Below are 19035 nucleotides of genomic sequence, written 5' to 3'. Positions count from 1 at the left end.
GTCTTCATATAAACTTCAGATTCCGCAGCTATACTGGTTTACGAGGTGAGATGGCAATGAATGATCGAATTCTAGTAATCGAGGATGATCAAGAGATTCGGGAACTCATCAAACAATTTTTGATGACTCAACAATATGGTGTTGAAGTTGCATGTGATGGAATAGAGGGCATGAAGCAATTTAATAAGCAAGCCTTCGATTTAATTTTATTGGATGTCATGATGCCCAATTTAAACGGATTTGAGGTAGCCACGATGATTCGAAGCGAGTCCAATGTTCCGATCATCTTGCTGACGGCATTAGAGGAAGAACAGGATCAATTGAAGGGGTTCGATCTCGGGATCGACGATTATATTACGAAGCCTTTTTCTTTTCACGTATTGATACGGAGAGTTGAGGCCGTGCTGAGAAGAAGCAAGGATCAAGGAACGAATAATGGCTTGGTATTCAAGGAGGTTCGAGTAGATTGCGACGCCTATAAAGTGTTTGTGAATGAGGTAGATATCCCTTTAACGACCAAAGAATTTGAAATCGTGCAGCTGCTGGTTCAAAACGAGAAAAAAGTACTCACCCGAGAAAGCATTGTCGAGAAGGTATGGGGCTTTGATTATTACGGAGAGACGCGCGTTATCGATACGCATATTAAAAATATTAGAAAGAAATTAGACATACCCTACATTAAAACGGTAAAGGGGATCGGCTATAAAATTGATGAGTAAATGGTTGGACATGCTGAAGATGAAGCGCATCACTCATAAGCTTTTTGTGATTACCTCGCTCATTTTGTTATCCTTTGCCGTCCTGATTTATGTATCGTTGTACTTTTTTCTGCCAACCTTTTACGAGCAGTACAAGACGGATCAGCTAAAGACTGGGATCGAAGAAATCATAACGAAATCGAAGGAGCATGATTTGCAGTATGGCGTGCTGCTTCTTGATACTTTTTCCAAAAAAAATAATGCAAACGTCTATCTTCAAAATAAAGAGGGAGCCATCATATACTCGCCATATTTTCCTTCGATTCATAAAGCTTATCCGCTATCGGCGCTATCGGCGGAAATAAGAGCTGGAACGGCCAAGACGTCTATAAGTACAAATTCCTATAATGTCAACGTTCCTATTCAATATCGGGATATGTCTGCCACGCTTGTCGTATCAGCTACCTTTCAGCCGATTGATGAGGCTTCGCAGGTGCTGGCTCTTTTCCTCCCTTATATGAGTATTATCGTGATCGTGATTGGCATAGGGAGCGCTTATTTGTACTCCAGGTTTATTACCAAGCCGCTGCTTTACATTAATCAGGGCGCGCGGAAGATGGCGAAATTGGATTTTAGCGAACAAATCGAGGTTCGTTCCTCGGATGAATTGGGGGAGCTGTCCAATAGCTTAAATGAAATGTCCGTTAATTTGCAGCAATCGATGCTGGATTTGCAAACTGCGAATCGGCAGCTAAAAAGCGATATAGAAAAAGAAAGGGAGGCAGAAACGAAACGAAGAGAGTTTTTCGCGATTGCAGCACACGAGTTGAAGACACCGCTAACCGTGATGAAGGGGTATTTGGAAGGGATGATTTATCATATCGGCCCTTATCAGGATCGCGATCAATATTTGCGTAAAAATCACCAAATTATTGAGGAAATGGAGAAGCTGGTGCGCGAGATTTTAAGTATGTCGAGGCTGGAGCGACATACGTTCAAGCTGCAGCCGGAAGAAGTAAATCTTTCGCAGCTTATGGATACCGTTACTGAAAACCTTGAATTTTTTGCCGGTCAACGGGATATTCAGCTTCTGAAGCAGATCGATTCAAATATCATGATCCATACTGATCGCATTCTGTTGGAAAAGGCGTGCAAAAATATTATTCATAACGCGATTATGTACTCGCCGCAGGGAGAAAAAGTATTCATTCGACTAACTCGGAATTTACAGCGGAGCTGCCTCCAATTTCAAGTCGTTAATACGGGAGTGAGCATAAAAGAGGAGGATCTGCAGCATATTTTCGAACCTTTCTTTCGCATCGAAAAATCACGAAACCGCAATACAGGAGGAAGCGGTCTAGGGTTATATATTGTAAAGCAGATTTTTGATGCTCTTGGCATCTCATTCTCTATGCACAATATCGGACAAGGGGTTCTATTTGAAGCTGTGATTCCGTTATCGGAACAAGGGATCACTAGTTAGAGACGGGAACGCAACCGTAGCTAAATGAATGCCATTTCATGACGAGCGTTGGGTCGATTGATGGTCAGACATGCCCATGATCGGCCTTTTTCTTATTATAAGGTCACAAAGTTTTCACGGCGCTAACGTTATAGCGGATGAATTGTCTGCAAAAGTAAGGTAATCTAGTAGAACAGCAATCATATGTAAGTTAGCTCTTATTCTGTACTCGACTGAATCTACTTCTACATCGATGGGAGCTGGAAAGATGGAATTCAGAGTAAAGGACTTATTTCAAATCGAAACATTAAAGCAAGCATTCGTGGTTAGCGGCAAGCAAGGAATGCACAACCCGATTCGGGGCGTTACCATCATTGAGGCGCCGGATATTGCGGAATGGATTAGCGGAGGAGAATTGCTGTTAAGCAGCCTGTACCCGCTGCAATCATATGATGACTGCGAACAGCAAGCTTTCATGGCTCAATTGTCTGAAAAGAATGTAAGCGCTTTAGTGATTAAAACCGGTCGGTTCGTGCATGATATCCCGTCAGGCATCATCGAAGCGTCGGATAGATACCATATTCCCGTCATTCAAATTCCGAAGCAGGTTCCTTACCGCGAAATTATGTATCCGGTCATGGAATCACTGTTCAACAGTCAAGTGGTCAAGCTCAAATATTTCAAGGAGGTTCATGATCGCTTCATTGCGCTGACGCTGGCGAATAAAGGCTCGGACAATATGATTGCCTCCTTAACGAAGCTCATCGGGAATCCGGTTACGTTGTATGACCGGAACTTCGGGACGATAGCGGCGACCGATCCGCGGTTGGCGGCGTTTGTAGTGCTGGAACAGGAGGAGAACGACGATAACGTTCGAATCGATACCGAATTTTCTTGTTTCAGGCAGCGCGTGAATTATCCGGACTGGAATGGAAGCACCGCCCATCAACTCGTGATCCCGGTTGAGACAGTCAATCATATTAAAGTGCATCTGGTTATCCATGAGACATGCAAACAGGTGGAGGCGCTAGACTTCATCGCGATAGAGAATGCGGCCACCTCCTTGTCGCTTGAGCTTATTAAGCAATATGCGGTCGCCGAGGTGGAAATGAAATTCAAGGACGACTTAATCGACGATTTGCTGCACGCGAAGTTTGAATCGCTGCAGAGTGTATATCAACGGGCTAATGTAATCGGCTGGAATCTAAGCAAGGCGCACATTGTCGTACTGTTTCGCCTGCAGAGTCCGGATCATGGCCGTATAAATGATGCGGAACGATACGGTCTTCATAATCCGAATCAACGCATGCTGTACGAGCTCATTCAGCAGCGGCTGCCGGAAGGAATCATACGGAGCCGAAGCGATCAGCTAGTCGTACTGTGGAGCGCGGATAGTGAGCAGGGGGATAAAACAGCTTGTATCCGTTCGATAAAGGAAGCGGTTCGCGATATTCAACAGATCTTCTGTAAGCGCGTTCAGCAAATAGAGGTGCAGGTCGGAATCGGAAGCGCGGCGGCGGATCTTTTGGAGCTGCCGCGGAGCTACAAGGAGGCACAGGATGCATTGCACCTCGGCACGATGATGAACGGCAGATCCGCCATTGCGGCTTTTTCGGATTTGGGAATTTATCGCTTGCTTTGTCAAATCGAAGATGCCGGAGAACTGGCGAAGTTCATTCCGCCATCGCTGCATAAATTGCTTGCTTACAAGCAGCCGAACCGCAACGATTTAATTAAAACGCTGCAAACGTTTTTGCAGCACCATCAAAACGCGGCCAAGACGGCCGAGGAATTGTTCTGTCATTATAAGACGGTGACGTATCGCATGGAGCGCATCAAGGAAATTACCGGCATGGACATGGACGATCCGGATGAGATGCTGTCCGTGCAGGTCGGGTTGAAGATTCTTGTGCTGTTGGAGGACAAACCGCTGGCGCCCCATATCGCAATCGGATAATCGGATAACAATCGAATTATGTTTTGAGCTCTCAGACTTAGTCTCATGAATGCAAAGTACGTTCATGAGACTAAGTCTGTTTTTTTATAGGCTCCTCTTGTTCCTCGCTTATCCAAAATGGATAAAAAGACACCCCGTTTTTTATCGAGTTGCCTCGATGTTATTCATTTTTAAAGCGTTTACAATCAAGGTGAAAGCACAAACGGCCTTGGCAGCAAGTACATAAGGCCGCTGAAAGAACGCTCTTTATTGCACCGCGGATAGGCGGACGCGTGCGCCGTTTATCTCGCTTGGGTCATGCACACACATCTTGCAGAAAGGACAGATACGACTATGGATCATATCCAAACGGAAACCGTTCGTCTTGTCGAGTGGCTGAGCCAATTCGGCAACGACCCGAATGGAGGCGTTTCCCGCCTGCTGTATTCCAAGGAGTGGACGGCTGCGCAAAAAGCATTGGAGCAATGCATGAAAGAGGAAGGATTCATTACGTATTATGACGAGATCGGCAACTTGTACGGGCGGCTGGAAGGCAGCCTGTATCCGGAAGAAACGATAATGAGCGGATCTCATGTAGATACGGTGCGCAACGGTGGGAAATACGACGGGCAATATGGCATCATAGGGGCTTTGCTGGCTATGAAGACATTAAAGCAGAAGCACGGGCAACCGCTTCGCAACTTGGAAGTGGTCTCATTTGCGGAAGAGGAAGGCAGCCGTTTCCCCTTTACGTTCTGGGGAAGCAAAAATCTTGCGGGCACAGCAAACAAGGAGGATGTTCAGAATATAGCCGACTTCCAAGGCGTTCGCTTTGTTGAAGCGATGGAGCAAGCGGGTTTTCAATTCCCCGATAGCAAGACGGAAAAGCGCAGCGATATTCAGGCCTTCGTGGAGCTGCATATTGAACAAGGCAGCGTGCTGGAGCATGAAGGCTTGCCGGTCGGCGTCGTTCACAGCATCGTCGGCCAGCGGCGCTTCACGATTGAGCTCTCAGGGGAAGCCAATCATGCGGGAACTACGCCGATGGGATATCGCAAAGATGCCGTGCATGCGGCGGGACGCATGATTCAACAAATTCTGGATCTTGCCCAAGCCCACGGCGATCCGTTAGTGACGACGGTTGGCAAGATCGAAGTAAAGCCGAACGTGGTCAATGTCGTACCGGGCAGCGCGCTGTTCACTTTGGATATCCGTCATACGGACAAGTCAGCATTGGTTCGATTCAGCGATGAGGTTACTGAATTGATGGAGCGCACCGCCAGAGCAATCGGAGTCGAGCTTAAGATCGAGATGTGGATGGATGAGGATCCCGTTCCGATGGATCCCCGAATTCTCGATGTACTGGAGCGGCAATGCGAGAAGCATGGCATCCCGTTCAAGCTGATGCACAGCGGGGCTGGACACGATTCCCAAATTATGGCGAAATTTGTACCGACAGCGATGCTGTTCGTCCCGAGCCGCAAAGGGATCAGTCACAATCCGGCCGAGTATACCAGCCCTGAGCATCTGGCAGCCGGCGTTCAAGCCTTGACCCATGCGCTGTATGAGCTGGCATACGAGGCATAAGAACATCGTGAGCCGGACAAGCAGGCAGACATACAACTAGGTACGCTGAGGAGAGTGAAATTGTGAGGGACACGGGCCAACAGGAAAAGTGGGAGTATTGGAAAAAGGTCATCGTGATGCTTTGTCTCGGATGGACGGTCATTTGGATATACCGCACCATCTTGAATCCAATTCTTCCCGAAATACAACGAGATTTGAATGTGACGTCAGATGCAAGCATGGGTCTCATCTTCAGTGTGTTTTTCTTCGCATATACAATGATGCAAATTCCGTCGGGTTTGCTGGCGGATAAGTTCGGACGAAAGACGATAATTATTCCGGGGTTCATTCTATTCACGTTAGGCGCAATTCTCGTCGGGTTCTCCAGTTCACTCATGTTCATCTTAGTGGCGAGCTTTATTACGGGATTGGGGCAAGGAACCTACTACGGGCCAGCCTATTCGATATCTTCGGAGACGATCCCGAAGGAGAAGCGGGGTGTCTCCACCGCGATTATTAACAGCGGTTCTGCCATCGGCATGGCGATTGGCCTGATCGGCTCCAGCTTTCTCGTAAAGGATGCCGGATGGAATTGGCGGGTGCTTCTCTTCATTACGGCAGGATTGGCATTTCTATTAATGCTGGTATTTGCCAAGAACATTAAAAAAAGCACTGCACCATCCAATGCAGCAGCCAACGCGCAGGGCGATACGCAAGATAAGGCGACATTGAAACGTTTGCTTGCCAATCCGAAGATGATTGCTTCTTATGTGCTATATTTTGCAACCTGCTACGGCTATTACATGATCGTGACCTGGCTTCCCTCTTATTTGCAGGAGGAGCGGGGCTTCCACGGAACCGCGATCGGCTTTGCGGCTGCCTTGGTCGCATTCAGCGCCGTGCCTGGCGCGCTGCTCTTCAGTCGGCTGTCCGACAAATTCATGCATAAGAAGATTACGTTCATTATTCTATTGGAGCTGCTGGCTGCGGTCATGCTGTACTTGACGGTTTCCGTTAGCACGAATACGCTGCTGATCGTTTGCCTCATTTTGTACGGTTTCTTCGGGAAGCTGGCGGTCGAGCCGCTCTTAATCTCGTATGTGGCGGATATTGCGCCGAAGCAGGGAGTCGGGGCAACATTCGGTTTCTTCAACTTCTTCGGTATGATGTCTTCGGTTGTGGCTCCGTTCGTCACGGGACTCATATCGGACGCAACGGGCAGTAAAGTATTGGGCTTCTATCTGGCCACGGTCGTCATTGTCATCGGCTCGACGGTTATGGTGCTGGCGAATTTGAAGAAGGAGCCGCAAGCAACCAAGGGCGAGGAACATAAGCAGTCTGCATGATGTTAGGATACGTATTTATTGCTTTTCCCTCTGCAAGCGAATTCAATTTCTAAAGGAGCGTGTATACCATGGGTTACCCACAAGATTTGTTAGCGAGTCGTTCGATTATTAAACGAGGCAATTTTGCACTGATCCCGCCGGAAGGCTTGGTCAAAAATGTCGTGCCGGGCTTTGAACAGTGTGATCTTACGATACTGGCTTCACCACGATTGGGCGCCAAATTCGTCGATTATGTGGTGACGATGCATGAAGGCGGCAAAAACGTGCAGGGTTTCGGCGAAGCCGGCGTCGAAACGTTCGTGTACTGCATGGAAGGACGCGTAAAAGCTTCGGCGGATAAGCTGTCCTTCTCACTGCAAGAAGGCGGCTACCTGTACTGTCCTCCGGGAGTGAAGCTGTATTTGGAAAATGAACAGGTGCAAGATACGAAATTGTTCTTGTACAAGCAAAAATATGTCCCGCTCGATGGAAGCGAGCATGCTCCGTGGGTCGTATCCGGAAATGTGCATGAACTTGAAGCGATGGATTACGACAATATGACAAACGTCAAGCTGAAGGATTTGCTGCCGACAGATCTGGCATTTGACATGAACTTTCATATTTTATCGTTCGAACCGGGCGGCTGCCATCCGTTCGTCGAGACGCATTACCAGGAACACGGAGCCATTATGCTGTCCGGCGAAGGCATCTACAATCTGGACAATGAATGGATTCCGATCAAAAAGGGCGATTACCTGTACATGGGGCCTTACGTCCCCCAAGCGACTTACGCAGTAGGCAGAGAGCCTTTCGCTTATTTGTATTCGAAAGACTGCAACCGTGACGCTTCCTTGTAAGTGGTCAGGCGCTTTTTGAACCATAAATGGTATGCAAGAGATAGAACAGAAATAGAACATACGGTTGAACGGCAATACGGATTAAGATAATGAACCGTCTTCCGCTGCTGGTGCAGCAATGCGTAAGCTGATTGATGGCAGCGGGAGGAAGGCGGAATAATTGCAGAGAGGTGCTGACATGAAAGTAACCAAGCAGAACCTGCATCAGCTTATATGTACGAAGTTGACCCGTGCCGGCCTGTCCGCAAGCCATGCGGACGTGGTGGCGGACGTGCTTGTTCATGCCGATGTTCGCGGCGTCCATTCCCATGGCGCGATGCGGGTCGAATACTATGCGGAACGCATTTCCAAAGGCGGTACGAATGTAAGTCCGAACTTTACGTTTGAAAAGACAGGCCCATGTTCTGCCGTATTAGACGGGGATAACGGGGCCGGGCATGTTGCAGCGAGGCAAGCAATGGAGCATGCGGTGAACATGGCCAAGGAGAACGGAGTCGCCGTGGTCGGCGTGAGACGAATTGGACATAGCGGCGCCTTGTCCTACTATGTGCAGCAAGCGGCTCGCGAGGGGCTTATCGGCATCTCAGTGTGCCAATCCGATCCGATGGTTGTTCCTTATGGCGGAGCTGAGGCTTATTACGGCACGAATCCGATTGCTTTTGCTGCTCCGGGCGAAGGAAATACGCTCATTACCTTTGATATGGCGACGACCGTACAGGCTTGGGGGAAAATTTTGCACGCTCGTTCGAAGCACGAGGCGATTCCCGATACATGGGCGGTCGATAATCAAGGCGTGAAGACGAACGATCCATTTCAAGTGCATGCGCTCCTGCCGATCGCAGGGCCAAAGGGATACGGCCTTATGATGATGGTAGATGTGCTGTCAGGCATTCTGCTCGGCCTGCCGTTCGGCAATCGCGTCAGCTCGATGTATCACGATTTGACCGAAGGCAGAAATCTGGGCCAACTCCATATCGTGCTTGATCCGTCCTTCTTTACCAATTTGGAGGAATTTCGCCGCAACATCACGCAGACGATGCGCGACCTGAACAGCATTCAGCCTGCACCGGGCTTCGAAAAGGTACTGTATCCGGGGCAAAATTACGATTTGATCGAGCAGGAGAACGAGGCGAACGGAATCGAGATTGTAGACGAAGTCTACGAGTATCTCGTATCGGACGTTATTCATTACAACAAGTATGATCATAAAGATCCGTTTGCCACGTAAACCAATCCGTTATTCAATGACGATTCTGATGAACATTCGAACTCGCTGAACTCGCATTAGTAACTGTAGCAACTGTACTTGCAATCGTGCCAACATTACGGACAACCAGAGGTGAATCAAGATGCTGCATACGATCATTAAGCCGAATTCATATCAAGATTCCGTCAATTTGATGCTCTTGACGAATCATATATCAGCATTAGAGGGCGTAGTCCAAGCCTCGATCATGATGGGGACGCCAGCCAACAAGGATATCATGGGCAATTCCGGACTCTATACGGATGAACTGGAGAAGGCGGGAGCCAACGATATGTGCATTGTCATTGATGCAGAGGCGAACGGGAATGTGGACGATATGCTCGCCGCCGTTGACCGCTTTTTAAGCGATCAATCTGTGAGCGGCAGCCAGTCTTCCACGTTGAGCGTTCGCTCATGGGAACGCGCTTTGAAGGAGAATCCGGGCGCCAATCTGGCGATGATCTCGGTACCGGGACAGTACGCGGCCGAAGAGGCGGACAAAGCGCTTGAACTTGGTCTGCATGCATTCATTTTCAGCGACAATGTGCCGATCGAAGCAGAATTGAATTTGAAGCGCAAGGCGCATGAAAAAGGCTTGCTCGTCATGGGGCCGGATTGCGGTACCGGGATTATATCCGGCGTTCCGCTCGCATTCGCGAATTGCGTAAAGGGAGGCAATATCGGCATCGTCGGCGCATCGGGCACCGGCATTCAAGAAGTATCGACATTGATCGATCGCATGGGCGGCGGCATCAGCCACGCGATCGGCACAGGCGGGCGCGATCTCTCGGAGGGGATTGGCGCGATTACGATGCTGGATGGCATTCACGGATTGGAGCATAGCGACCAAACCGACGTCATTGTCGTCATCTCCAAGCCGCCGGCGAAGGAGGTGCGCGATCGGGTCGTTCACCAGCTGCAGGGGATCTCAAAGCCGGTAGTTGCCCTATTCCTGGGAGAAAAGCCTTCCGCGCATGAAGGTAATATGTATCAAGCATACACGTTGGAGGAAGCGGCGAGGATCGCGATTGATTTGGGGAAAGGCAACCCGGTGCTGCCTCTGTACAGTGTGCCGCTTGAAGTGCCGGAGACGGAATTGCAATCGGATCAAACCTCGATTCAAGGCTTATATGCCGGAGGCACTTTGGCTGCGGAGGCGGCCATGCTCATTGCGGATGCGCTTCAGTTGCAGGATGGACTTATCCACGAAGCGGGTTATGTGCTTCGCTCGAACGGCCATGCCATTGTCGATCTGGGGGATGACATGTACACCCAAGGCAAGCCGCATCCGATGATCGACCCGGCCACGCGAATTCAACATATCGAGAAGGCTGCGGCCGATCCCGCTACAGCCGTCATTTTATTCGATGTCGTGCTCGGCTACGGCGGACATGACGACATGGCAGGAGTGCTGGCGCCTGCAATCGAGAAAGCTTCGTCCAAGGCGAAGGCGGAAGGGCGCAACATTTATTTTGTAGCTGCATTATGTGGGACTTCGCAGGATCCGCAGTCATATGCGGAACAGAAGCGCAGATTCGAGCAGGCGGGCGTGCTCGTGAAAGAGAGCAACAATCAAGCAGTGCGCACGGTGCTAGCGATGATGAATCTTAGCCTTGAAGATGTACCGAAATCATATCGTCCGGCAGCTACGGTCTCTGCCGACAACTGTGAATCTTCCTCATTCGTTCAGCAACTGCTTAACGGAAAGCCATCCATTATTAACGTAGGACTGTCCAAGTTCGCGGAAGCCATTGCGGCGAGCGGCAGCGGCGCCACGGTGGTGCAGTACGACTGGCGTCCGGTTGCGGGCGGCAGCGCCAAGATGCAGCATATCTTGAAGCAATTGAATCAATACCGATTTAACGGGCGAATAAGATTGGTTCATGCATAAGCGATGACCAGTGAAATGCGCGAACTAGTGAATGGGAACTAACAAGCGGTCTGTATTGCAATTGCCAAGACTTTATGGATCCTGCAGAACAAACAACTGGGAGGAAATTCGCATGAATTATAACACCATTGATGAAGCCAATCAGGCGGTTATTGATAAAATCTCCGGCGGTACGCCGTTCCTCGTCGATGTCGTGGCGGCCCATACCGTTATTCCAGAGCTGAAAGGCAAGACGCTGCTCCATGCGGGACCGCCGATCGTTTATGCGGACATGACAGGCCCCATGCAGGGCTCTTGCGTAGGCGCCGTGCTATTCGAAGGCTGGGCGAAGGAGGAAGCGGAGGCCCGTACGATGCTGGAGCAGGGCGAGATCCGCTTCATTCCGTGTCACCATGTGAAAGCCGTAGGGCCGATGGGCGGCATCACGTCAGGCAATATGCCGGTATTCGTCGTGCAGAACCGCACCGAAGGCAATGAGGCCTACTGTATTATGAATGAGGGAATCGGCAAGGTGCTTCGCTTCGGCGCTTATTCGGAGGAAGTGATTGCTCGCTTGACTTGGATGAAGGATGTGCTGGGTCCGACGCTGTCGCGTGCGCTTAAAGCAACCAAGGGCGGGCTGAATCTGAATGTCATGATCGCGAAGGCCATAACGATGGGTGACGAGTTCCACCAGCGCAATATCGCGGCTTCGCTTGTCTTCTTGAAGGAGATAAGCCCTTATATCGTCAATCTCGACATGGAAAAACGGGAGATACAGAGCGTCATCAAGTTTTTGGCGGACACCGACCAATTCTTCTTGAACATCATGATGGCAGCGGCCAAGGCAGTCATGGACGGCGCCCGCACAATTGAAGCAGGCACGGTCGTTACAGCGATGTGCCGGAACGGCAAAGAATTCGGCATTCGCATAAGCGGCATGGGCGATGAATGGTTTACTGCGCCCGTCAATACGCCGCAAGGGCTGTTCTTCACGGGATACTCGCAGGATGATGCCAACCCGGATATCGGCGACAGTGCAATTACGGAAACATTCGGCGTAGGCGGGATGGCGATGATTGCTGCACCGGGCGTTACGCGGTTCGTCGGCGCTGGTGGATTCCAGGATGCCTTGGCGACAAGCAATGAGATGATCGAGATCTCCATCGATCAGAACCCGAATTTTACCGTTCCGACATGGAACTTCCGCGGCATCTGTCTCGGCATTGACGCCCGAAAAGTCGTCGAAACCGGAATTACGCCAGTTATTAATACCGGCATCGCCCATAAGGAGCCGGGAGTCGGGCAGATCGGAGCAGGCACGGTTCGTCCGCCAGTCGAGTGCTTCGAGAAGGCGCTTGAAGCGTATGCGGCCAGACTTGGACTTCTATAGCGCGCCGTTGTATACGTCTTGCCTTAGGGGAGAGGAGATTCATGCGGAACTGCCGGCGCTCCTTTCCCAGAGGCGGCTTGGCTTTGTTCACAGCGTTTTCGAAAACGGCATCAATTTGGCGATAGGAGAGGGTGAGGAACTCGTCTTTATCGGGACGACGAAGAACGGCAGATTACCGTTCGGCATCCATATGGGAGTGGAACGCGTAAGAAGGCTGCGCTGCTCTGTTCGCTGTGGCGATCCCGTGATTGCCTCAACGCCGGATATGCTGCTATTCCGGCATCCATCTCGTCCACTCGTTCTAGACTTGTCTCAGGCAGAACCCTTTCAATATCATATCGAACAAGAACATTACCGCAGTTATCGTAATTTGATTCATATCGACACGATGCTGCATGCATGCCGGGCATGGGGCGTATCAACCGGGCTTGGCGTGGAGTGGGACCGATTTCTTGCGGAGGATTATTACCCAGATGAGCCGCAATCGATCACGTTACGGCATATGGAACAATTGATGATCAGCTTGGTATGCGGCGAAGTTCAGGCGATTGCAGAACATTTGCGCTTTTTCCTTGGCCGCGGACAAGGACTGACGCCAGCGGGAGACGATTGTCTGGTCGGCATACTGGCCGTTCAGGCATTGACGCAAGCTTTTCACCCTGCGTTATTGAGCATTTTGCATCATATTATAGAAAGAGAAGAGATTACGACGGATGTGAGTAAGGCTTATTTGCGACATGCGCTGCGCGGGCGCTTTAGTGACAAGGTGGTTAAGGTGCTGAACGCGATGATGATGGAGGATGCCCTTTATTTTCAAGCCAAGCTTGTACAATTGCTGCATTCCGGACATAGCTCCGGGATCGATACAGCATTCGGAATCGCTAATGCCATTATGGCACTAAGGAGGTATGAGCATGTCAGAACGAGTTGTGATCGCATTGGGAGGCAACGCCATTTTGCGGCCTCATCAAGAAGCGACCTATGAGAATCAACTTGAAAATGTGCGCAGAAGCAGCGAGATCATCGCCGATATCGTGCAGCAAGGCTACGAGGTGATCGTTACGCATGGCAACGGTCCGCAGGTCGGTTTGATTTTGCAACAGAATGAGGAGGCAAAGGATGTCGTTTCTCCCTTCCCATTGGACGTATGCAATGCAAAGTCTCAAGGGATGATCGGATACATGCTTGATCAATGCTTAAAAAATGAACTTCGCAAGCGCGGCTTAACGCAGCATGTTGTTAGCGTGCTGACGCAAACGCAAGTGTCTCCAGAAGATGAAGCGTTCCGGCATCCGACGAAGCCGATCGGCACCTTCTATAGTGAGGAGGATGCCAAGCGCATGATGCGGGAGAAGGGCTGGAACATGATGGAGGATGCAGGTCGAGGGTGGCGGCGCGTCGTTCCCTCGCCGCAGCCGCAATCCATTATGGAAGCGGAGACGATCATGAAGCTGGCCGCAGACGGCAACATTGTCATTGCATCCGGCGGTGGCGGCATTCCGGTTGTGCAGGCAGCGGATGGAACGATTTCCGGCGTCGAGGCGGTCGTGGACAAGGATCGCAGCGGCCTCAAGCTTGCTCATGAAGCGAGTGCCGATATTTTCATGATGGTAACCGATGTGAATCATGTTTTTATCCATTACGGCATGCCGGAGCAGCGGGCACTAAATCATATCAGCACGGCGGAAGCGAAGCAATATGTCCGGGAGGGCCATTTTTCCGCAGGCAGCATGGGACCAAAGATGGAGGCAGCCGTCGCATTCGCCGACCAAGGGAAGCATGCTATCATTTGTTCCCTTCAGGAAGCGGCCTTGGCTCTCCAGGGAACGTCGGGAACGCATATTTCCTAATCCTAAGTTGGCGCTAAAGAGAGGATTGCATCAGACGGTTATCAATTCTGTTGCAGTTGCATTGAAGAAATAGCACCAGCATTTCTCTCGTTAGAGGGACGCTGGTGCTATTGTATGTAGGTATGTCATTCATATTATTCAACGAGCTCTTTACCTTTCGTTTCCGTACCGAGCCAAAGTACGGCAATCGCACCAATCAGAATGGTGACGAAGAACAACCAGAAGATCGCGCTGACGGCGACTTGGCGTGCAACCATCATGCCGACGAGGTAAGGGGCGACGATGCCTCCGACTCTGCCGAAGGATGCAGCAAGACCAACGCCGGTTGAACGCACCTTAGTTGGATACAGTTCAGGTGTATACGCGTACATGCCTCCCCATGCGCCGAGGTTGAAGAACGACAGGCAAATTCCGGCTGCGATCAACATTCCTTCCGTTGTCGCGCTGCCGAACCAGGCGGCGCTTGCCGCAGTTAATACTAAATAGACGACAAGGACGAACTTGCGCCCGAACTTCTCGATGAAGTAAGCCGCGGTAAAATATCCGGGCAACTGGGCAAGCGTCATGATGAGAACGTATTCGAAGCTTTTGACCAAGCTGAAGCCCTTCAGCACCATGACAGAGGGGAGCCACAGAAACATGCCGTAATAGGAAAAAACTACGGTAAACCATAATACCCATAGCATGATCGTGGAGCGGCGGTGCGAACCGGACCATACCGATACGAAGCGGTCGCGGAAGGACAGCTTTTGCTGCTTACTGCGATTGGCCTGTTCGGTGAAGCGCGGTGGATCTTGGATGGCTTTCCGCAAGTACAGTGCGTATAGTGCTGGGGCTGCGCAGATGAGAAATGCAGCTTGCCAGCCATAGGTAGGGATGACGAAATAAGCAATCAATGCAGAAGCGATCCAGCCAGCCGCCCAGAAGCTTTCCAGCAGAACGACGGCACGACCGCGCTCCTTCGCGGGAACGGATTCAGAGACGAGTGTGGAAGCGACAGGTAATTCACCGCCGAGGCCCGCTCCGGCGATGAAGCGTAATATGCACAGCATCGTGAAGCTCGTTGCAGCCGCGGATAGCCCGCTGGCAATTGAAAAGATGACCAGCGTCCAGAGCAGTACAGATTTTCGGCCATACTTGTCTGCCAATGACCCGGCCAGCAAGGCTCCTACTGCCATGCCGACCGAGTTCATGCTTGTAAATAGTCCCGTCTGCTGCGGGGTTAAGCTCCATTCGGCTGCCAGTGCAGCCGCGATAAAGGAAATGATGCCGATATCCATCGCGTCGAACATCCAGCTCAGTCCGGCACTCATCAGCAGCTTGCGCTGCTTCGGCTTATCCAACGTTTTCACCGTATTCATTTCATTATCTGCCTCCACTTGATATGAGTTTGGATATGAGTTTGTTCAAAAGATCACAAGCGAACTCTAGAACATCCTTTAATGAGGTGCCACTTTCTCTCTCGTGTGACACCATTCACAGTATGGACTTTATCATAACAAATAAAGCTAATTTTGGTCATAAAATTTATCGAAAACTAGGTAAGTTAGTCTGATAGCGAGCTTCAGCCTAATCAAAAAAGCGACGACCCCAATTTAATCGAAGGCCATCGCTTGTCATTTACTATTTAACTTGCTGATTAGTCGAAGTTTGGCGCGGCGTACCCGTAAGCCCGACAACTTCGTCGTACGCATCAAATATAGCTCGCGCGATTGGCGCTGCGCTATAAGCCCCGTAATTGCCCTCCGGAACAACGACTGCGACAGCTAAGGTCGGATTTTGCGCGGGAGCGTACGCAATGAACACTCCATTTTCTACTCTGATGCCTTTTGCGACTTCCTGTTCGGATGTTCCCGTTTTCCGATAATAGTCATAATTGAACCCTTCAAATCCCTGTACCTTCACTCGGCTCATGCCAAGCTCAATCAAGTCCCAATAGGCTTTATCGAACTTTGCTTCGTTCAGCATCTCCGGCTTAAACTCTTTTACTACCTTTCCGTCCGGATCCGTAATTTTGCTGACGAACTGCGGCTTCATTCGCTTGCCATGCGAAGCCAGCGTAGCCGCATACTGGGCGAGCTGAAGCGTTGTATACTTGCCCTGCTGGCCGAACGAAGCGTATGCAAGAGCGGATTGCGCGCTGGCGCGCTCGGCTTCGCTCATGTAGTCCTTTAGGCCGGCTATCTCTCCAGGCAGTCCGCTGCCGGTCTTTACACCAAGTCCGAACATTTCCATATATTTGTCCCATGTCTTCAGTCCGTTCACATCCGTTCGGGAATATAAACGTTTGCCGATCATATCGATCATAAAGGCATTGGAGGAGAATTCCAGCGCTTTTGCGGCATCGATGCGACCATGCGACTTGTTGTTCGCATTCCGGATTTTCCTTTTTTCGAGTCCGATTTCGGCATAGCCGATGTCAGGATAATCATCGTACACGCTGAACAGCTTTTCCTTCAAACCGATAAGGACGGACAACGGCTTGATTGTAGAGCCAAGATACACGATGGAGTTCGGGTGCTTGTTCATTTCTTTTTCCTCGTATGGGCCGTAGGCTGCTTTAATCGTGCCGTTGTTCATAAAGGATTTATTTTTTTCGTAATCCTCAACGCTGATGGAGCCGTTCTTCCAGACATTGCTGTCATAATCCGGCATGCTGGCCATAGCGACGATATTGCCCGTCTTTACTTCCATGGCGACGGCATAGCCCGTACGTGCGTTAGGGGCTCGCTCCACGGAATTGGAGGAGTTGCGTATTTTCTGCAGCGTATTCATAATCGCGTCTTCGGTCTTCATCTGAATGCTTTTGTGAATGGTTAGGTGAAGATTGTTGCCGCGCTCGGGCTTTGTCAATTCCATTGGGCCCATAATTCGTCCTGTTACGTTAACCGGGAACTTTTTGAGTCCGTTTTTGCCGCGGAGCTCTTCCTGGAACATGAACTCAAGCCCGTCGACGCCGACATCCTCATAATCAAGGTATTTGAGTTCCTCGAGCAGGGAATTTCTATTTTCGTATATCTCCTTATAATAATCGTAAGACTCTCGGACACCTCTGAACTTTTTCAGATAGCCGATCGTTTGCACCGCGACTGTATCCTGATCATAGTTTCTGACGCTGTCTTCCCTAATCTCAAGATCCTTATATTCGGACTTATGCTCCAAAAAGTAAGCAATATCCTTCGGAGATAGATCCGTTTTGATCAAGCGGGGGACATGTACGGGATTTACATTGGCATTCAAATCCATACGCTTTACGATATCCTCGACAGATTGTTTTTCCTCTCCCGTTTTGGTATTACTTTTAAATCTTTCGACGAGCTTTTCAGCGAGCTCCTTGGCTTCCGCTATATTTTCTTTCTTCTTGTAATTTTTGTTCACGTTAAAGTAAAGAGATTGTCTCGATGTGGAATAAGCGATCTTATGATTGCCAGCATCATAGATGGTGCCGCGAATCGGTGCGATAGCTGTAGTCCGGTAGCCCAATGAAGTTTCTTTTTGCTTGAGGGCGGGACCATCTACGAATTGCAGTAACGCCAAGCGTATAATAAGTATGGCAAATAAGGCGAATGTAAGAAAGAAAAATCCAGTCAACCGGACAGAAAACTTGCGTTCATTTTCTGATTTCTGTTTGTTTGCGTGCGTTTCATTCGATAGATTCAAAACACTAATTTCCTTTCTGCATCTGCGTATCTTGTTCCGTTTACCTAGTTCGTCATTTATTTTGTCCAAGTGAACCTAATCCTTTGTTTGTTAATGATCATATATTCATATATACAACAAGAATATAATTATTGTCCAAATTAATATTCAATATGAGAAAAAGCAGACTTATACGTCTATTAGATGCAGCAGCGATTGCGATGGTTTCTTGTAATAATTTACAAATTGATGTAACTGTTCAGCGGCTTCGCTTAGTGTTCGACTTTTCATTTTGAATCGACTGGAGTAAGATAATCCTAACATCATCATGATACGGACAAGTTCCAATACGTTGCAGGAATGCGAAGGAGGAGCCATGCTTCAGAAATTCGGTTTTTCACAATATGAAAGCAAGGTATATGAGGCGCTGGTGGCAGGAGATGGCCCAATGGATGCTACAAGTGTAGTGAAATATTCGGGTGTGCCAAAGGCGAAAATATATGAGGTGCTGTCGCGCCTTATCGATAAAGGCTTAATTTCGGATTCCATATCAGAAAAGAAAAAGACATATTTAGCGCTGCCGCTTCAGGTTGTCATCGACAAGCTGTCCAAGGAATTTGAGCAGAGCATTGAGCAACTGAAGCTGATGAATGAACGCAAAATCGTCACGGACAATCAAGTGTGGAGCTTGAAGTCCGAAGCCTCGATTGCGGCGTACTGCCAGCATATCCTCGAAGAGGCGGCAGACACGATTATCGTCTCGATGTGGAGCGATGAATTCAGAAAATATGTGCCTCTGCTCGAACAGCGGGAGCGGGATGGTGTACGCGTAGAGGCTTTTGTAATGGGGAAGAACGTGCCGCAGGCACAAGTATCGAAGCTGCATACGTTATCGCCCACGGAAGAGCATCATACGCTGGAACGATACATGCTGGTCGCAGCCGACTCTTCGCAAATTATGTTCGCGGGGATGGAGCAGGGGGAATGGCAGGCCATGCGCACCGGGGCGCAGCCGTTCGTTAAATTCTTCATTGAGTTCTTTTACCATGATGTTGCATTGGCGAAAATTTCGCAAAAATATAATGCAGAGCTACTAGCGGACGAAGAAATGAAATCCTTGCTTATGCGGCTGCGCTATTAAAGAGGATTAAACTGTTGCATGAAGAGCATCAAGTGAAAGGAAGTAAGAAGCA

14 protein-coding genes are annotated in these 19035 nt (G+C 49.6%); 12 read left to right on the top strand and 2 right to left on the bottom strand.

Annotation, left to right across the window (positions count from 1 at the left end; all coding sequences use genetic code 11):
* Window positions 1–56: 56 nt before the first annotated feature.
* The 11 genes from NO352_RS18590 to arcC all read left to right on the top strand — a co-directional run bounded on the left by NO352_RS18590 (window position 57) and on the right by arcC (window position 14203).
* Entirely contained in the window at window positions 57–719 is a 663-nt protein-coding gene (locus NO352_RS18590) for a response regulator transcription factor (protein WP_005544056.1), read from the top strand.
* On the top strand, window positions 712–2181 hold the full coding sequence (locus NO352_RS18585) for a sensor histidine kinase (protein ID WP_289356471.1): 1470 nt from the start codon (window positions 712–714) through the stop codon (window positions 2179–2181). The genes NO352_RS18590 and NO352_RS18585 overlap by 8 nt, the downstream gene beginning before the upstream one ends.
* Before the next feature lie 247 nt (window positions 2182–2428).
* Complete coding sequence (locus NO352_RS18580) at window positions 2429–4117, top strand: PucR family transcriptional regulator (protein ID WP_289356434.1); 1689 nt, start codon at window positions 2429–2431, stop codon at window positions 4115–4117.
* Between the two features lie 333 nt (window positions 4118–4450).
* The gene (gene allC / locus NO352_RS18575; RefSeq protein ID WP_005544053.1) at window positions 4451–5683 is read left to right on the top strand and encodes an allantoate deiminase; all 1233 of its coding nucleotides are present in this window, start codon (window positions 4451–4453) and stop codon (window positions 5681–5683) included.
* Window positions 5684–5745: 62 nt separating this feature from the next.
* Window positions 5746–7008, top strand: a complete 1263-nt coding sequence (locus tag NO352_RS18570; protein ID WP_289356431.1) for an MFS transporter — start codon at window positions 5746–5748, stop codon at window positions 7006–7008.
* Between the two features lie 68 nt (window positions 7009–7076).
* The gene (allE, locus tag NO352_RS18565) at window positions 7077–7844 is read left to right on the top strand and encodes a (S)-ureidoglycine aminohydrolase (RefSeq protein WP_289356429.1); all 768 of its coding nucleotides are present in this window, start codon (window positions 7077–7079) and stop codon (window positions 7842–7844) included.
* A gap of 178 nt (window positions 7845–8022) precedes the next feature.
* A complete protein-coding gene (gene allD / locus NO352_RS18560; RefSeq protein WP_040735478.1) occupies window positions 8023–9072 on the top strand; it encodes an ureidoglycolate dehydrogenase in 1050 nt (349 codons plus the stop codon).
* Between the two features lie 121 nt (window positions 9073–9193).
* A complete protein-coding gene (fdrA, locus tag NO352_RS18555; protein WP_289356428.1) occupies window positions 9194–10981 on the top strand; it encodes an acyl-CoA synthetase FdrA in 1788 nt (595 codons plus the stop codon).
* Between the two features lie 112 nt (window positions 10982–11093).
* On the top strand, window positions 11094–12353 hold the full coding sequence (locus tag NO352_RS18550; RefSeq protein ID WP_005544048.1) for a YlbE family protein: 1260 nt from the start codon (window positions 11094–11096) through the stop codon (window positions 12351–12353).
* Window positions 12328–13338, top strand: coding sequence for an oxamate carbamoyltransferase subunit AllH family protein (locus NO352_RS18545; RefSeq protein ID WP_289356427.1), 1011 nt, complete (start codon window positions 12328–12330; stop codon window positions 13336–13338). Before NO352_RS18550 ends, NO352_RS18545 begins: the two co-directional genes overlap by 26 nt.
* A complete protein-coding gene (gene arcC, locus NO352_RS18540; RefSeq protein WP_289356426.1) occupies window positions 13268–14203 on the top strand; it encodes a carbamate kinase in 936 nt (311 codons plus the stop codon). Before NO352_RS18545 ends, arcC begins: the two co-directional genes overlap by 71 nt.
* Before the next feature lie 134 nt (window positions 14204–14337).
* Here arcC and NO352_RS18535 read toward each other — a convergent pair whose 3' ends face one another.
* Window positions 14338–15564 carry an MFS transporter gene (locus tag NO352_RS18535; protein ID WP_005544045.1) on the bottom strand — a complete coding sequence of 409 codons (1227 nt, stop codon included), beginning with the start codon at window positions 15562–15564 and terminating at the stop codon, window positions 14338–14340.
* 262 nt (window positions 15565–15826) lie between these two features.
* Window positions 15827–17863: a peptidoglycan D,D-transpeptidase FtsI family protein gene (locus NO352_RS18530; RefSeq protein ID WP_289356423.1), complete on the bottom strand. Its 2037-nt coding sequence runs from the start codon at window positions 17861–17863 to the stop codon at window positions 15827–15829.
* A 355-nt stretch (window positions 17864–18218) separates the two neighbouring features.
* Between NO352_RS18530 and NO352_RS18525 the strand changes: the two genes are divergently transcribed.
* Entirely contained in the window at window positions 18219–18983 is a 765-nt protein-coding gene (locus tag NO352_RS18525) for a TrmB family transcriptional regulator (protein WP_005544044.1), read from the top strand.
* The last annotated feature ends 52 nt before the right edge of the window (window positions 18984–19035 follow it).

It is taken from the genome of Paenibacillus sp. S-12, from assembly GCF_030363895.1.
Classification (GTDB): Bacteria; Bacillota; Bacilli; order Paenibacillales; family Paenibacillaceae; genus Paenibacillus_B; species Paenibacillus_B alvei.
The sequence above is the reverse complement of the archived record's forward strand: the minus strand, read 5'-3'. Positions and strand labels throughout refer to the sequence as shown.

Bases quoted from the DNA above. Each gene is read 5' to 3' on its own strand.
- NO352_RS18590 (WP_005544056.1), top strand. From the start codon at position 57: ATGAATGATCGAATTCTAGTAATCGAGGATGATCAAGAGATTCGGGAA.
- NO352_RS18585 (WP_289356471.1), top strand. From the start codon at position 712: ATGAGTAAATGGTTGGACATGCTGAAGATGAAGCGCATCACTCATAAG.
- NO352_RS18580 (WP_289356434.1), top strand. From the start codon at position 2,429: ATGGAATTCAGAGTAAAGGACTTATTTCAAATCGAAACATTAAAGCAA.
- allC (WP_005544053.1), top strand. From the start codon at position 4,451: ATGGATCATATCCAAACGGAAACCGTTCGTCTTGTCGAGTGGCTGAGC.
- allE (WP_289356429.1), top strand. From the start codon at position 7,077: ATGGGTTACCCACAAGATTTGTTAGCGAGTCGTTCGATTATTAAACGA.
- allD (WP_040735478.1), top strand. From the start codon at position 8,023: ATGAAAGTAACCAAGCAGAACCTGCATCAGCTTATATGTACGAAGTTG.
- fdrA (WP_289356428.1), top strand. From the start codon at position 9,194: ATGCTGCATACGATCATTAAGCCGAATTCATATCAAGATTCCGTCAAT.
- NO352_RS18550 (WP_005544048.1), top strand. From the start codon at position 11,094: ATGAATTATAACACCATTGATGAAGCCAATCAGGCGGTTATTGATAAA.
- NO352_RS18545 (WP_289356427.1), top strand. From the start codon at position 12,328: ATGCGGCCAGACTTGGACTTCTATAGCGCGCCGTTGTATACGTCTTGC.
- arcC (WP_289356426.1), top strand. From the start codon at position 13,268: ATGTCAGAACGAGTTGTGATCGCATTGGGAGGCAACGCCATTTTGCGG.
- NO352_RS18535 (WP_005544045.1), bottom strand. From the start codon at position 15,564: ATGAATACGGTGAAAACGTTGGATAAGCCGAAGCAGCGCAAGCTGCTG.
- NO352_RS18525 (WP_005544044.1), top strand. From the start codon at position 18,219: ATGCTTCAGAAATTCGGTTTTTCACAATATGAAAGCAAGGTATATGAG.